The sequence below is a fragment of the Curtobacterium sp. Arg-1 genome (genome assembly GCF_025643395.1).
In the GTDB taxonomy this organism is placed as follows: Bacteria; Actinomycetota; Actinomycetes; order Actinomycetales; family Microbacteriaceae; genus Curtobacterium; species Curtobacterium poinsettiae.
Map to the genome: position 1 here is coordinate 1,427,962 of NZ_CP095731.1, position 14,584 is coordinate 1,442,545.

Below are 14,584 nucleotides of genomic sequence, written 5' to 3' on the forward strand. Positions count from 1 at the left end.
GCCGCACGGCCTCGGGTGCTTCGGAGGCACCGAGGGTTGCCTCGGGTGCGCGTCGCAACCACGGCGCGCAACCCTGAGGAGCTCCACCATGACCGAGCCGTTCGCACGCCCGACCGCCCTGGCCCACGTCCGTGTCACCGTGACCGACATCCACCGCAGCAAGGCGTTCTACCAGCAGCTGCTCGGCACCGACCCGGCGATCGACTTCAGCGACCAGGTCGACGAGCCCGGCGTGCGCGAGGACCGTGAGCGCTTCTACGGCGGCTCCGTGTTCCGGCTCGGCGACCAGGTGTTCGGGCTCCGTCCGGTCGCCCCGGCGGGGCAGACGTTCGACCCTGACACCGTCGGCCTCGACCACGTGAGCTTCGTCGTGGGGTCGGTCGACGAGCTGCACCAGGCGGCTGCACGCCTGGACGCCGCAGGGGTCGAGCACGGCGAGGTCACCGACCTCGGCGACGCCGGCATGGTGATCCTGTCCGTGCAGGACCCCGACGACATCAACCTCGAGCTGGCTGCGCTGAAGGGCTGAGGTCCTCAGTCGGCGACGGCGGGCTGCTGCGCGACCATCGAACCCGTGACGAGCTCGCGGAGTTCGGCGGGCAGCGGGATCGGACGACGGGCACCTTCACGGTCGATGATGACGTGCACGAACTCGCCCGTGGCGAGCAGTGCCCCGTCGGACTGCCGGAACAGGCCGAACTCCCACGACAGGCTCGTGGTGCCGAGGTGCTTCGAGCGCATCCCGACCTCGATGACGTCCGGCCAGACGGCGGACTCGACGAACCGGCAGCTCGACGACACCAGCACGGCGATCCACTCCGACGAGAACGGGTCGAGCCCGGCGAACTCGCGGAACCAGTACGTCGACGCGTTGTCCATCGCCGAGTAGTAGATCGTGTTGTTGACGTGCCCGAACATGTCGTTGTCGTTCCACCTGGTGGGGTAGGAGCGGCGGAACGGGTACTCGTCGATGGTCATCGGTCTCCGATCGGTGGTGCGGGTGTGGCGTGCACCGCGTCGGGCCGCAGGACGTACTCGAACGCCGCACGTGCCCGGTCGGGATCAGGGGTCTCACCGGAGATGAACTCGGCGTAGGTGAACGACTCGGAGATCCGGACGAGCAGCCGTGCGAGCTCCTCAGCCGACAACGGTGCCGGATCGAACGTACCGGACGACTCCTGCTGCTCGATGAGTGCGGTGACCCGGGCGACGAACCGGCTCTGCACGTCGCTCTCCGAGGTGGTCAGCAGACGCATCGCCCGAGCCGGTTCGCGGGTCAGGAACGCACGGAAGTACGGGGCGTCGATCAGGTCCGCGGTGAACCGGTCGAGCACGACGACGAGCCGGGCTGCCCCGGTCGCTCCGATCTCGTCGGCGGCGTGGGTTGCCCCGTCGAGCGTCGGGACGGCGAGGGACCACAAGATCTCGGACAGCAACCGGTCACGGTTGCCGACCCAGCGGAACAGTGACGTGCGATCGACGCCGAGTGCGGCAGCCAACGCCCCCATGTCGATCCGCGACCCGGCGATGAAGGTGTGACGGGCCTCCCGGAAGGCGCGCAGCGCAGAGTCTGATGTGTACACGCGATCCTCTCTTGCAACGTTTTCGAGAATGATGCATCGTGGTTCCCATGTCAACGACCATGCCCGCCACGGCCCTGCTCGAATCGGACTTCTACGGCTTCCAGCAGCAGCTCACCGAGCAGGAGCGTGCGTCGCTCGGGCAGCTCCGGCAGTACCTCGAGCAAGAGGTCCGGCCGATCGCCGACGAGTACTGGGCGCGTGCCGAGTTCCCGATGCAGGTCATCGCGCCGCTCGCCGAGCTCGGCATGTACGGGCCGGGCGTGCCGATGGTGCGCCGGTTCGAGAACTCGGCCGTCTACCGCGGGTGGACAGCGCTCGAGCTCGGCCGGGTCGACGCCAGCGTCGCCACCTTCATCGGTGTGCAGTCCGGCCTGGCGATGAACTCCATCGCGGTCGCCGGCAGCGACGAGCAGCAGCGGGAGTGGCTGCCACGGATGGCCGCCGGCGAGCTCATCGGGGCCTTCGGACTCACCGAGCCGTACTCCGGCAGCGACTCCGCCAAAGGCCTGCGCACCACCGCACGGCGCGAGGGCGACGAGTGGGTGCTCGACGGCGAGAAGCGCTGGATCGGCAACGCCACCTTCGCCGACGTCGTCGTGATCTGGGCGAAGGACGTCGCCGACGGCCAGGTCAAGGGCTTCCTCGTCACCACCGACACCGCGGGCTTCACCGCGACGAAGATCGAGGACAAGATCGCGCTGCGCGGCGTGCAGAACGCCGACATCGTCATGCGGGACGTCCGTGTCCCCGAGTCGCGTCGGCTGCAGAACGCCACGTCGTTCCGCTCGACCGCCGAGGTGCTCCGGCTGACCCGCACCGAGGTCGCCTGGCAGGCGGTCGGCATCGCGATCGGCGCGTACGAGGCCGCCCTGGCCTACGCCCGCGAGCGGGTCCAGTTCGGCAAGCCGATCGCCGCGCACCAGCTCGTGCAGGACCTGCTCGTCAAGTCGCTGTCGAACATCACGGCCTCGATCGCACTCTGCACGCAGGCCTCGGCCATGCAGGACGCCGGGGTCGGTGGCGACGAGCACTCCGCGATGGCCAAGGCGTTCGCCACTTCGAAGATGCGCGAGACCGTCGCCTGGTGCCGCGAGGTGCAGGGCGGCAACGGCATCGTGCTCGACAAGGGCGTCGCTCGGTTCTTCTCCGATGCCGAGGCGATCTACTCGTACGAGGGCACGCGCGAGGTGAACACCCTGATCGTCGGCCGGGCGATCACCGGGCAGGCCGCGTTCGTGTAACTGCCCGGCTGGTGTGGAGCGGTTCGCCGGTTCGCCGGTTCGCCGGTTCGCCGGTTCGCTCGTTCGTGTCAGGCCGGTGTCGACTTGAGCAGCCGGTTCACCGCGATCATCGCGCCACCCACCACCGCCGGGACGCCGCCGCCGGGGTGGACCGACGCACCGACCCGCCACAGCCAGGGCCGCCAGGGGTCGTTGTACGAGGGACGGTGGAACGGCCCGCTCAGCCACGGCGGGCGTGCCGCTCCGTAGAGCGCCCCGTGTGGTTCGCCGCCCTCGCCGTAGTACTGCGGATCGAGCACGACCTGCTCGTCGAGCAGGTCGGTGAGGGGCCCGTCGAGTCCCATCGCGCGGGAGACACGGTCGACCTCGCGCCGCACGAAGGGGTGCTCCGCCGTGTAGTGACCGCCGTCGGCGGGCGCGGTGAGCAGGATCCCTGCGGTGCTGCGCCCGTTCGGGTACACCTCGCCCGCGCGGTACTGGTTGACGAACACCATGGTGTCCGCCGGCTCGTCGCCGGCCTCCAGGCTGCGGTGCAGTGCCGCCGGCTTCGTCGGGAGCACCACGCTGTGCGCCGCGAGGTCCGCCGGCAACTCCTGGCGGAGGACGCCGTACACCGCGACGGCCGAGCAGGAGAGGGTGCGCGGACGCAGACGGGGGAGCGGTGGGATCCGCGACGGGCCCGTCAGTGTGGTGAGTCGGTCGGCGTCCACGGCGCTGACGACGAGGTCGGCCGGGTACCGCCCGACCTCGGTGGTGACCCACCCGCGCTCGATGCGGGTGACGGCCTCGCCGGTGCGCACCTCGGCTCCGGCGGCCTCGGCCAGCCGGGCCAGCGCGAGCACGATCTCGTAGATCCCGCCGCGCGGCACCCAGGCACCGGTCTCCGCCATGATCGCCGGCATGCTCGCGTAGAGGGCCGGGGTGCGTGCCGGCGAGACGCCCGCGTTGAGGGTGTGGATCGCGATGATCTCGCGCAGCCCGTCCGGCAGCCACTGCAAGCCGTCCAGGTAGGCGCGCGTCGTGAGTCGCGAACCGTAGACGGCCAGGAGCCGACGGAGCGCCGGGAGGGCCGCGCGGTCGAGGGGGTCGGCGAGCAGCAGCTCGGTCACGTCGTCGGCGAGGGGCGCGTGCAGGTCCGAGAACCGGCGCCAGGCGGGGTACCACGGGTGGTCGGGCGCCACCGGCAGCGAGGTCTCCTCGCCGTCGTGGTAGTAGCGACCGACCTCGGGCATCCGCACCAGGTCGAGGTGACCGGCATCGCGAGTGCGCTCGGGTGCGCCCGCGTCCGCGCCGTCGCCGAGTCGCCGCAGCAACTCGTCCCACACGGCGGGGAACGTCATCAACGACGGGCCGGTGTCGATCCGGTCCGCACCCAGGTGGATGCGCCGGCTCTTGCCGCCGAGCTCTGCGGAGGATTCGAGCAGGGTGACCCGATGGCCAGCACGTGCGAGCAGCGCGGCGGCGGTCAGGCCGCCGATCCCGCCCCCGACCACGACGATGCGGCTCACGAGCGGCCTCCCAACACGATCGACACCATGAGGAGCACCCCGACGAACGACCCCGCGATGTACGGGAAGGCGACCGACAGACGGTACAGGCGGTGACCGGTCTCCGGCGTCGGATCACGCAGCAGGGACACCACCAGGATGCCGGCGATGAGCAGGTTGACTGCGGCCACGGGCACGCTCACCACGGCGAAGAGTGCCGTCGAGGCGATCCACCAGGACCCGCTCCACCATGCCGTCCCGCGCGCGCCGAGCCGGACCGCGGTGGTGGTGATGCCCGCACGGCGGTCCTCCTCGATGTCCTGCACCGCGTCGAAGGCGTGCTTGGCCACGCTCCACGCCATCAGGCCGAGGGCAGCCGGCCACACCGGGGTGACCGAGAGCGCCGCGGGGACGATGACCAGCGGCAGCGCGTACGCGGCGTTGCTCAGCGAGTCGAGGAACGGCCGCGCCTTGAACCGCAGCGGCGGTGCGGAGTAGAAGACGAAGACACCCGCGTAGAGCAGGATCACCGCGTTCGCGAGCGGCGGCAGTGCGATGGAGAAGTAGACGAGGAACGGGACGTTCACGACCGCGACGGCCCAGGCGATCAGTCGCACCTCGGACTGTCGGATCCTGGCACCCTCGATCGACCCCTTGCGGGGATTGGCCGCGTCGGTGTCCTGGTCGTAGATGTCGTTGACGCCGTAGATGAGCAGGTTGAACGGCAGGGTGAGCCACAGGATGAGCGGCAACGCCCGCACGTCGAACAGCGCGCCGGTGAGCCACACGGCAACGAGCCCGGAGCCGATGGTGTTGATCCACAGCACCGGTCGCGAGATGAGCAGGAGCCGGCGCACGGCCGGTCCGATCCCGGACAGCGCGGTTCGCGGGATCCGCTCGAGTCCGTCAGTCACGGGCCCGAGCGTACCCGGCCGACGGTGACGCCGGGCGCCGGCTTCCCCGCCACACTGGTCGGATGCGCATGATGCTGCTCACCGCCGGCACCCGCGGCGACGTCGAGCCCTTCGCCGCACTGGCACGACGTGCCCTGTCCCGCGGACACCAGGTGCGGCTGGCGCTGCCGGACGACGCGGTCGCGCCTGACGGTGTCGACACCGTGCGCCTCGGCCTGGACGCGCACCGGGTGCTGTTCCCCGTCCGGCGCACCCCTCGAGTGCTCGCGCACCACCTGCGCACCGAGGTGCGTCCTGCGATGCGCCGGATGCTCGCGGCCGCGGTGCGGGAGAGCGTCGACTTCGGCCCCGGCGTGGTGGTGCACCACCCGCTGATCCTGAGCGCTCCGATGGTGGCGGACGCGCTCGGCGTCCCCCGCGTGCTGGTGGAGTTCGCACCCGTGGCGACCCCGAGCGAGCGCTTCCCCGCCGCCGGAGGCCCGACGGCGACCCGAGACCTCGGCCCGCGCAACCGGTCCACCTACGCCGTCCCCCGCGCCGTCGCCCGTCTCTTCGACGCCGACGTGGTGCGCGCCGCCGCCGAGTTGCCGGGCGGCCGTCGTCCCGCGCGGCGGTCGCCGTCGCGTGCGACGCTCATGGCTGTGAGTCCCGCGTTGCTCCCGCGGCCCGACGACTGGCCCGAGCGGGTGCACCAGACGGGGGCCTGGTACGAGGCGACACCGTCGGCGTCACTCGACCCCGAGGTCGGCGACTTCCTGCGGGCCGGTCGCTTCATCGTCGCCTCGTTCGGGTCCATGGCGACGGGGACGGCGCGGGACGCAGCGGCTCGAGGGTCTGCGATCGTCACGGCTGCCCGTTCCCACGGCCTCCGGGTGCTGCTCGTCACCGGGGCGGGCGGCCTCGCGCTGCCGGCTGCGCTCCGTGGCCCCGACGTGCTGGCGGTGGGGTCGACGCCGTTCGACGCGGTGCTGCCGGGCGCGACGCTCGCCCTGCACCACGGCGGGGCCGGTACCGCGCACGCCGTTGCCCGCGCCGGCGTGCCCGCGGTCGTCGTGCCCGTCACCGCGGACCAGCCGTTCTGGGCCGCGCAGCTGCACCGACAGGGCGTGGCCGCCGCTCCGGTTCCGCTGCGTCGCCTGTCGGTGGGCACGCTCGAACCCGCGATGCGCGATGCCCTGACCCGCCGCGACCGTGCCGCCGACGTGGGGCGGCGGATGCGGGCAGAGCACGGGGTCGAGCGGGCGCTCGACGTGCTCGAAGCCCTCTGAGCCGTGGTCGCGGCGCGGGCAGGGATCGTCGGCGGCTGCTCCTTCGGTCCGGACGTGTCGCTCAGCCGAGCAGCTCGGGTCGCTCCCACTCCTGGTCGAGCACGTGCTGCCCGAGGAACGCGAACACCGTCTCGTACCAGACCACGGCGTGCTGCGGGGAGAGCACCCAGTGGTTCTCGTCCGGGAAGTACAGGAACCGGTGCGGCATCGAGCCGTCCGGCGCCGCGTGGTGCTCCGCGAGCTCGGACCACAGCCGCAGCCCCTCGCCGATCGGCACCCGGTAGTCCTTGTCGCCGTGGATGACGAGCATCGGTGACGTGATGTCGCCCACGAACCGGTGCGGGTCGTTCGCCGCGATCCCGTCGGCGTCGAAGATCGACGACCAGTACTGCGACGAGTCCGTCGTGCCGTTGAACTGGTCGAGCGCCCACAGGCTGGCGTGGGTGACGATCGCCCGGAACCGGTCGGTGTGCCCGGCGACCCAGTTCGCCATGTACCCGCCGAACGACCCGCCCATCGCCGCGGTGCGGGAGGCGTCGATGTCGGCTCGGGCCTCGACCACGTCGGTGATCGCCATCAGGTCGGTGTACGGCGCCTGCCCCCAGGCGTTCCAGCCGCGGTTCACGAAGTCGAGCCCGTAACCGGTGGACAGCGCGGGGTCCGGCAGCAGCACGGCGTACCCGCGTGCCGCGAGCAGCATCGGGTTCCACCGCCACGACCACTGGTTCCAGGAGTTGAGCGGCCCACCGTGGATCCACAGGACGAGCGGGTGCGGCCCGTCGCCTTCGGGTACGACCAGCCAGCCGCGCACACGGGCACCGTCGGCAGCGGTCGTCTCGACCTCTTCCAGGTTGGCGGGCACGTCCGGCAGGGGCGCCGGCGTCGCCAGCGCGGTCACCGTACCGTCCGTCGCGATCCGCACGGGGTGCAGCGGCGCCGCCCAGGAGGCCCGGAGTGCCACGACCACGCCCGTCGCCTCCGCCACGCGCAGGCTCGAGTACGCCCAGTCGTCGTGCATCAGCTGCTCGACGGCGCCGCCGTCGAGCGGGATGCGGAAGACCGGCGCGCGGCCGTCCTGGTCGGCGACCGCCAGGAGCGCCCCGTCGCCGTGCTCGAACACGAGCTCGCTTGGCCAACGGTCCCAGTCGGTCGCGATGCGGCGGGCGTCGGAGCCGTCGATGCCGGCCGTCCAGACCTCCTGCTGGTTCGCACCGGCGGGGGTGGAGCGGACGGTGCGGACCCAGGCGATCGTCCGACCGTCGTGGCTGAGCGCCGGCATCTCGTGGTCGACGTCGACGTCGTCGAACAGCACCGTGCGGCGGCCGCTGGACAGGTCGATGGTGACGAGCGTCGAGCGGTGTCCACGGGCCTCCCGGACGCCCACGGCTGCCAGCAGGACCGATCCGTCGGGGGTGAGCGCTCCGCTGACGTGGTCGAGGGAGCGGCCGGGGGACGGCGTGCGGTCCACGGGCTGAGCGACTTCGTCCGCGCCGCCGGCCGTGTCGAGCGTCAGGACATGGGTCTGGGCCGGACCAAGGTCGTGGTCCCAGTACCGCACCGGGTAGGTCTCGTGCAGGATCGCGCGGACGTGCTTGTCCTTGCGGGTCTTCCGGAGCCCGGCGTCGGCCTCGAGCACCGTCGACGGGTCGGAACCGGCCCCCGGCAGCAGGTCGGCGGTCAGCGCGACGACGTCCGACGACGACGCGGTGGCCAGGACGCCACCGACACCCCCGGCGAGACGGGTGAGCGGGCGGGCCTCGCCACCCGCGGCGGGCAGCACCCAGAGCTGTGCCGCCTCGAGGTCGCTGGCGTCCGCGTCTGGCCGGGCGGAGACGAAGAGCAGGTCGCCGGTGCGGGTGAAGGCGATGCCGCCCTCGCCCTTGGCGGAACGGGTGAGGCGGACCGGGCGCGCAGCGGACCCGCTGTCGTCGGTCGACGACGTGGGCACCTGCCAGATGGACCGGCGGGAACCGGTGCCGTCCGGATCGAGTGCACTGACCGTCAGGGCGACGCGAGTGCCGTCCGGACTGACGTCGATGCCGTCGACGCGGGGGAGCGCGATGTACTGGTCGAGGTCGGAGAACGGGGCGCTCATGCGTGCACGCTCGCCAGGTCCTCGGCCCAGAAGGCGGCGATCTGCTCGGCGACCGCGGTGCCCTGGGCGTGGCCGGCCTCGGCCGACGGCGCCTGGGTGGCGAGCGAGAGCGAGTTCGTGCCGAAGGCCTGCTGGGACGCGCTGTCGGCCACGACGACCTCGACCGACGAGCCACCGGCGCGCAGGGCCTCGACCGCGACGTCGAGCCAGGGTCCGCACGGAGACGGCCCTTCGGGTCCGCAGGCGATGACGAGGACCCGCTCGTACCCGGCGGCGGCGTCGGCGTTGGTGCCGGAGCGGACACCGCCGTCGACGTAGGGGTGGCCGTCGATGCTGACGGGGGTCCACACGAAGGGCACCGAGCAGCTGGCGGCGACCGCGCGGGGGAGCGGGACGCCGTCCGCTGCGGTCAGCAGGCGGAAGGTGCCGTCGGTGGCGTCGACCGCGGTGACTGCGAGGGGCTTCTCCGGCCACTCGGTGGACGGGAGCGTCTCGCCGAAGGTCACGATGCGCTCGTCGTCGCTCTGCCCGCCGACGACCTGCTGGGCGGCCTGGCCGAGTCGAGCGCGGGCGTCCTGTTCGTCGGTCGCGCCCTGCAGTGCTGCGCCGATGTGCTGCTGCACGGCTTCGACGTCGATCGGTGCCGGCTCTTCGTAGGTCGTGGGGGCCGGGCTGTGCTGCTGGTCGTGGGCCTGCTGGACGGCACCGTTCCGGACGAAGGCGCCGACGACGCTGCCGGCGCTCGTGCCGACGACCAGATCGGCGGCGTCGAGGTCGACGCCGGCTTCCTGCAGGGCGACGAGGACGCCGACTTCCCAGGCGATGCCGGCGACACCTCCGCCACCGAGGACGAGGGCTCTGGATCCGGGAACGGGCGTGCTGACGTCGGTCATGGGTCCTGCTTACCAGCTGCGTGCGACGGGCTGGTGGAGGCCGTCGGATCCTGTGGAGAACCGACCTGTGGACAACTTCGACCGAGTCGGTGGCGTGACCTAGCGTCGTGGTCATGGGGCATCAGCGTTCAGGACGGGTCGGCACGGTCGTGTGGCCGATCGTGGTGGCTGCTGCGCCCACCGCCGCGTTCCAGCTGCCCAACCTGTTCGTCGCCCCGGCGGTCCGAATCTCGCTCGTCGCGTTCGGGCTCGTCGTGCTCGTCGCCGCGGTGACGGTGCAGGTGGTCCGGACCCGGCGCAGCGACGCCGCGCGCTCGGTGGCCGAGGACAACGCCACCGCGGCGGAGCTCGAGCAGTCGACGGCCGTCCGGTACGCGTTCGGTCAGATCGCCACCCGGCTCGTCCGGTTCACCGAACTGCGCCGGTCCGAGCGCCACGGCGAACTCTCCGTCGTCGCCGACCGCGTCGCCGTGGCCCTGGCGTTCTACCTGCTGCCGAAGGTGCCCGACGTCCGCGCCAACGTCTACCAGCTGTCCACCGATCTGCGGGCGCTCGAGCCGATCGGTCACGCCGGCGCCGGCGACACTGCCGGTGTCTTCCGCGCGGGCACGCCCTACGGCGACCGCAACCTCGAGTGGGTGTTGGTCGGGGGATCACCCCGGATCGTCGGCGACCGCTCCGCCGACGTCGACGTCGACCAGGACGTGCCGGGCTTCGAACCGCGGTACTCCTCGTACGTGTCGGTGGTGATCCGGTCCGACCAGTACTCGTTCGGGATGCTCACCGTCGACTCCCCGGTGCCCGACGCCTTCACCGAACTCGACGCCAAGAACATCGCGATGATGGCGTCGTTCATGGCCGTCGCGTTCTCGCTGACCTACTCGTTCCCGAAAGGCCCGTGATGCTCACACGCTCTGTCGGACGCTCGACGTACGATGCCCCCATGACGACCGTGAACCCTGCTCCGCCGTCGTTCGGGCGTGCCCGGATCTCCTCACCGAACTGGAACGACACCACCACCGACGCCGACTACGAAGACCTCGACGTCATCGCCGCCAACATCGAGCGCGAGCGCGCAGCAGCCCGGATCCGGGTCACCGCTGCCATCGCTGCGCGTCTGGGTCGCTGACCCCTCCCGCACCGTCCACCACGAACGGCTCCCACGCATGCGTGGGAGCCGTTCGTCGTCCGCCGAGCCGGAGCCGGACCCGGCGTGGGATCCGGTGTCGCGGCTACGGCGCCTCGGTCACGTCGATGAGCACCTTGCCGACCGTGTCCTGCTCGACCGCGTCGTGCGCCCGGGCGGTCTCCTCGAGCGCGAACCGGGTGAGCGGCAGACCGGCGTCCTCGCCGACCGGCAGCACGCCGTCGTGCAGCGCCTCGGTGACGTCCCCGGCCGCAGCGGACAGCGCCTCGTCACCGATCGTGTAGAGCAGCAGGAACTGGTAGCGGGCGTTCACGGTCATGTTCGGCCGGATCGGCAGGCTCGCCTCGTCCCCGCCGTTGTTCGCGTAGATCGACACGACGCCGTGGTTCGCCAGCACGTCCGCGACGAGTGCGGCGTTCTGCGGGATCGAGACCTCGACGACGATGTCGACGCCGTCGGGCGCGATCGACCGGATGCGCTCGGCGGCGTCCTCCTCGCGGTAGTTGACGATGTGGTGCGCGCCGGCCGCCGTCGCCAGCGCTGCCTTCGCGTCCGAGCTGATCGTCGTGATGACGGTCGCTCCGGCCCAGCGGGCGAGCTGGATCGCGGCGTGCCCCACGGCACCGGCACCGCCGGCGACGAGCACAGTGAAGCCGTCCAGGGCACCGGGGCCGAGTCGGGCGGGGCCGTCCTCGTGGGTGGTGAGGGCTCGGTGCGCCGTCATCGCGGGGACCCCGAGCGCGGCGCCGACGTCGAACGAGACCCCGTCGGGCAGCGGGACCACGCGGGACTCGGGGACGACGGTGTACTCCTGCGCGGTGCCGGTCGGCCGTGACGCCGCCGCCATGAACAGCCAGACGCGGTCACCGACGGCCAGTCCCTCCACACCGGGGCCCACGGCGTCGACCACACCGGCGCCGTCCTGGTTCGGCGTGATCTCGGGGAAGGGCAGGCCGTCGCCGTAGGTGCCGCCGGCGCGGGCCTTCCAGTCGGTCGGGTTGACGCCGGAGACGACGACGCGGACGCGGACCTCGCCCGCGCCGGGTTCCGGGATCTCCCGCTCGACGAGTTCGAGGACGCTGCTGGCACCGGGCTTCGTGTAGACGATCGATCGCATGTCCCCAGGCAACCACTCGTCACCGTCGGGGATTCCGAGTGCGCCGGAGCGCTGCGCGCGCCGGCGCTCAGCGCGCGTCGTACCCCTCGCGCGCCACCGCGACGTCGGGCATGTGCGAGGTCGCCCAGTCCTCCAGCGGCACGAGGACCGTGCGCAGGGACCGTCCGAGATCGGTCAGCTCGTACTCCACGTGCGGCGGGATCTCGGGGAACACCGTGCGCGTGACCATGCCGTCGCGTTCGAGTGCCCGCAGGGTCTGGGTGAGCATCTTCTGCGAGACCCCCTGCACCCGGGCCGCCACCGCCGAGTACCGTGCGGGACCGTCGGCGAGGACGCCGATCGTCAGCACGCTCCAGCGGTCGCCGATGCGGTCGAGCAGCTGCCGACTGGGGCAGTCCGCCGCGTAGGGGCTGTAATCGAGTGCTGACATGGTGTCCTCCGCAACGCACCGTCAGGTGCCTACTTACTCAAAGAGAGTAACTCTTGTACGGTGACTGTCAACGTCACCGACGCCCAGAACGTCCACGAAGGGAACACCATGACCAACATCGTCGTCTTCGGAGGCACCGGCTACGCCGGCTCCGCCATCACCCACGAGGCCCTCTCCCGCGGCCTCACCGTCACCGCGGTCGCCCGCGACACGAGCAAGCTCGAGCCGGCCGAGGGCCTCACCCTGGCGCAGGGCGACGCGTTCGACGCCGACTTCGTGTCCGAGGTCACCAAGGGTGCCGACGTCGTCGTCGTCTCGCTCCACGCCGTGCAGGCCGACGGCAGCGAGCTGAAGGACAAGTTCCAGCACTTCGTCGACGCCGCCGCCGCGGCTGGCGCGCGGCTCGGCATCGTCGGCGGTGCCGGCTCGATGCGCGTGTCCGAGGACGGCCCCCGCCTCTTCGACACCGACGGCTTCCCGGACGCCTTCAAGGGCGAGGCGAAGAGCCACGCGCAGATCCTCGACGCCCTCCGCGCTTCGGACACCCAGGTCGACTGGTTCTACGTGAGCCCCGCCGCGGCCTTCGGCAGCTACAACCCGGGCGAGCGCCGCGGCACCTACCGCGCCTCGGACGAGGTCCTGCTCGCCGACGCCGCGGGCAACTCGGACATCTCCGGCGCCGACTACGCGATCGCGTTCGTCGACGAGATCGTCACCCCGGCGCACCACCAGACGCGCTTCGGCGTCGCCTACTGAGGCACTGCCCCTCGAGGGACACCGGTGTTCGCGCAACACACCGCGGGATTCCGCGGCGTCGAGCGTGGACACCGGTGTTTTGCGTACGGCCTGGCGCGACCAAGGGGCGGACGGGAGGCGCGGGGCGGGGCCGCCACGGGCCTCCCGGCCGGCGGGTGGTCACCGCGAAGTCCCGCGTCAGTGCGCGACGATCGCCGGCACCGGCAGGTGGTGTCGCATCCGCACCGCCAGGTGCAGGCCCCCTCGGCGGGCGAGCACGAGCGCGATCACCGCGGCGGCCGCAGCCGGCACGCCACCGGCGACCATCATCCCCACGTGCGCACCGAAGCGGTCGACGACCTGGCCCATCAGCGGGCCGCCGATCGCCTGTCCACCGAGCAGCACCAGGACGTAGAGCGACATCACCCGGCCGCGGATCGCCACGTTCGACGACAGCTGCACGAGCGAGTTCGACGCGGTCTGGAACAGCAGCTGCGACATCCCCACGGCCACGAGCGCGACGGTGAACGGCGCGATCGCGGGGATCGACCCCGACACGACGAGCAGCACGCCCGTCCAGAACACCCCGCCGACGATGGTGCGGAGCCGCACGACGGCCCGACGGGTGGACAGCAGCGCGCCGACCAGGGCGCCGATCGCGACGGCGGAGTTGAACACCCCGTAGCCACCGGCGCCGACGTCGTACACCTGTGACGCGAAGGCGGACAGCAGCACCGGCATCGTCAACGCGAACACCGAGAAGAACGCCACGAGGATCACCGGCACGATGATCGTCGGCTTGTTGACGGCGTAGCGGAGGCCCTCCACGAGCTGCCCCTTGCCCCGCGGTGCCGGGGGTGTGCGGTGCAGTTCGGAGACCTTCAGGAACCCGAGCGTCACGACGACGGCGACACAGGCGATCGCGTTCACGCCGAACGACCAGCCGGCACCGACCGCGACGAGCAGAGCCCCCGACAGTGCCGGACCGATCATGCCGCCGAGCTGGAACACCGACGAGTTCACGCTGATGGCGTTCCGCAGGTGCTTGTGCCCGACGATCTCGGTGACGAACACCTGCCGGGCCGGGTTGTCGATCACGGTGACCATGCCCACCAGGAACGCGATCACCCAGATGTGCCACGCCTCGACGACGCCGGCGAGCGTCAGCACGGCGAGCAGAGCGGACAGCACGGCGAAGACGCCCTGCGTGATCATCATGAGCGCGCGCTTCGAGAACCGGTCGACCAGCACGCCGCCGAGCAGCCCGAACAGCAGCATCGGCGCGAACTGGCAGGCGACCGTGATGCCGACCTGCGCGACCGAGCCGGTCAGCTGCAGCACGAGCCAGTCCTGGGCGATGCGCTGCATCCAGCCGGCGGTCATCGCGACCAGGTTCGTCGCCGTGAACAGCCGGAAGTTCGGCACGGACAGGGCGATGAGCGTGTGGCGCCACGGCGGTCGCGTGGCCTGGATCGGGAGCGGTTCGGTGGGCGGGGGAGGGTCGTCGGTGACGCGCTCACGGTGCGGGGTTCTCCGGACGTCGGTGTGGATCTGGTACCCCAACGAAACTACGTGGTGCCGAGCCATTCGATACCCCTATGGTGGCTATCAGTCCATTGCGATGTCGAATGACCGCGCGAACGCCCGCATGGGTGGCTGCTCGAACGACAGCTC

15 protein-coding genes are annotated in these 14,584 nt (G+C 71.6%); 6 read left to right on the forward strand and 9 right to left on the reverse strand.

Annotated elements, in window-relative coordinates; translation table 11 throughout:
- Window positions 1-88 precede the first annotated feature (88 nt).
- Window positions 89-529 (forward strand): VOC family protein, encoded by a 441-nt coding sequence (locus MXD64_RS06885; protein WP_017886563.1) that lies wholly within the window; start codon window positions 89-91, stop codon window positions 527-529.
- A 5-nt stretch (window positions 530-534) separates the two neighbouring features.
- Here the strand turns inward: MXD64_RS06885 and MXD64_RS06890 are convergent, their stop codons facing one another.
- Together MXD64_RS06890 and MXD64_RS06895 are read right to left on the reverse strand one after the other, a co-directional pair.
- Window positions 535-978 (reverse strand): acyl-CoA thioesterase, encoded by a 444-nt coding sequence (locus tag MXD64_RS06890; RefSeq protein ID WP_017886564.1) that lies wholly within the window; start codon window positions 976-978, stop codon window positions 535-537.
- A complete protein-coding gene (locus MXD64_RS06895; protein WP_017886565.1) occupies window positions 975-1,583 on the reverse strand; it encodes a QsdR family transcriptional regulator in 609 nt (202 codons plus the stop codon). Before MXD64_RS06895 ends, MXD64_RS06890 begins: the two co-directional genes overlap by 4 nt.
- A 47-nt stretch (window positions 1,584-1,630) precedes the next feature.
- On the opposite strand from MXD64_RS06895, the gene MXD64_RS06900 reads away from it, so the two are divergent.
- Window positions 1,631-2,824, forward strand: coding sequence for an acyl-CoA dehydrogenase family protein (locus MXD64_RS06900; protein ID WP_371831442.1), 1,194 nt, complete (start codon window positions 1,631-1,633; stop codon window positions 2,822-2,824).
- Between the two features lie 68 nt (window positions 2,825-2,892).
- Here the strand turns inward: MXD64_RS06900 and MXD64_RS06905 are convergent, their stop codons facing one another.
- Together MXD64_RS06905 and MXD64_RS06910 are read right to left on the reverse strand one after the other, a co-directional pair.
- On the reverse strand, window positions 2,893-4,332 hold the full coding sequence (locus tag MXD64_RS06905) for a phytoene desaturase family protein (protein WP_042537383.1): 1,440 nt from the start codon (window positions 4,330-4,332) through the stop codon (window positions 2,893-2,895).
- Window positions 4,329-5,225, reverse strand: coding sequence for a UbiA family prenyltransferase (locus MXD64_RS06910; protein ID WP_017886568.1), 897 nt, complete (start codon window positions 5,223-5,225; stop codon window positions 4,329-4,331). Before MXD64_RS06910 ends, MXD64_RS06905 begins: the two co-directional genes overlap by 4 nt.
- Before the next feature lie 62 nt (window positions 5,226-5,287).
- Between MXD64_RS06910 and MXD64_RS06915 the strand changes: the two genes are divergently transcribed.
- Window positions 5,288-6,493, forward strand: a complete 1,206-nt coding sequence (locus MXD64_RS06915; RefSeq protein WP_194590628.1) for a glycosyltransferase — start codon at window positions 5,288-5,290, stop codon at window positions 6,491-6,493.
- 61 nt (window positions 6,494-6,554) lie between these two features.
- On the opposite strand, the gene MXD64_RS06920 is transcribed toward MXD64_RS06915, so the two are convergent.
- Both MXD64_RS06920 and MXD64_RS06925 read right to left on the reverse strand, forming a co-directional pair.
- Window positions 6,555-8,588 carry a S9 family peptidase gene (locus tag MXD64_RS06920; RefSeq protein ID WP_263137319.1) on the reverse strand — a complete coding sequence of 678 codons (2,034 nt, stop codon included), beginning with the start codon at window positions 8,586-8,588 and terminating at the stop codon, window positions 6,555-6,557.
- Window positions 8,585-9,481 carry a patatin-like phospholipase family protein gene (locus MXD64_RS06925; RefSeq protein WP_263137320.1) on the reverse strand — a complete coding sequence of 299 codons (897 nt, stop codon included), beginning with the start codon at window positions 9,479-9,481 and terminating at the stop codon, window positions 8,585-8,587. Before MXD64_RS06925 ends, MXD64_RS06920 begins: the two co-directional genes overlap by 4 nt.
- A gap of 113 nt (window positions 9,482-9,594) precedes the next feature.
- Between MXD64_RS06925 and MXD64_RS06930 the strand changes: the two genes are divergently transcribed.
- Both MXD64_RS06930 and MXD64_RS06935 read left to right on the forward strand, forming a co-directional pair.
- Window positions 9,595-10,383, forward strand: coding sequence for a hypothetical protein (locus tag MXD64_RS06930; protein ID WP_263137321.1), 789 nt, complete (start codon window positions 9,595-9,597; stop codon window positions 10,381-10,383).
- Window positions 10,384-10,424: 41 nt separating this feature from the next.
- Window positions 10,425-10,610: a hypothetical protein gene (locus MXD64_RS06935; RefSeq protein ID WP_017886573.1), complete on the forward strand. Its 186-nt coding sequence runs from the start codon at window positions 10,425-10,427 to the stop codon at window positions 10,608-10,610.
- Window positions 10,611-10,713: 103 nt separating this feature from the next.
- On the opposite strand, the gene MXD64_RS06940 is transcribed toward MXD64_RS06935, so the two are convergent.
- Both MXD64_RS06940 and MXD64_RS06945 read right to left on the reverse strand, forming a co-directional pair.
- Complete coding sequence (locus tag MXD64_RS06940; protein WP_263137322.1) at window positions 10,714-11,745, reverse strand: NADPH:quinone reductase; 1,032 nt, start codon at window positions 11,743-11,745, stop codon at window positions 10,714-10,716.
- Window positions 11,746-11,812: 67 nt separating this feature from the next.
- The gene (locus tag MXD64_RS06945) at window positions 11,813-12,175 is read right to left on the reverse strand and encodes a winged helix-turn-helix transcriptional regulator (RefSeq protein WP_263137323.1); all 363 of its coding nucleotides are present in this window, start codon (window positions 12,173-12,175) and stop codon (window positions 11,813-11,815) included.
- 108 nt (window positions 12,176-12,283) lie between these two features.
- Here MXD64_RS06945 and MXD64_RS06950 point away from each other — a divergent pair, with 108 nt between their 5' ends.
- The gene (locus tag MXD64_RS06950; RefSeq protein WP_263137324.1) at window positions 12,284-12,931 is read left to right on the forward strand and encodes an NAD(P)-dependent oxidoreductase; all 648 of its coding nucleotides are present in this window, start codon (window positions 12,284-12,286) and stop codon (window positions 12,929-12,931) included.
- Window positions 12,932-13,108: 177 nt separating this feature from the next.
- Here the strand turns inward: MXD64_RS06950 and MXD64_RS06955 are convergent, their stop codons facing one another.
- Window positions 13,109-14,473 (reverse strand): MFS transporter, encoded by a 1,365-nt coding sequence (locus MXD64_RS06955; RefSeq protein ID WP_263137325.1) that lies wholly within the window; start codon window positions 14,471-14,473, stop codon window positions 13,109-13,111.
- Between the last annotated feature and the right edge of the window lie 111 nt (window positions 14,474-14,584).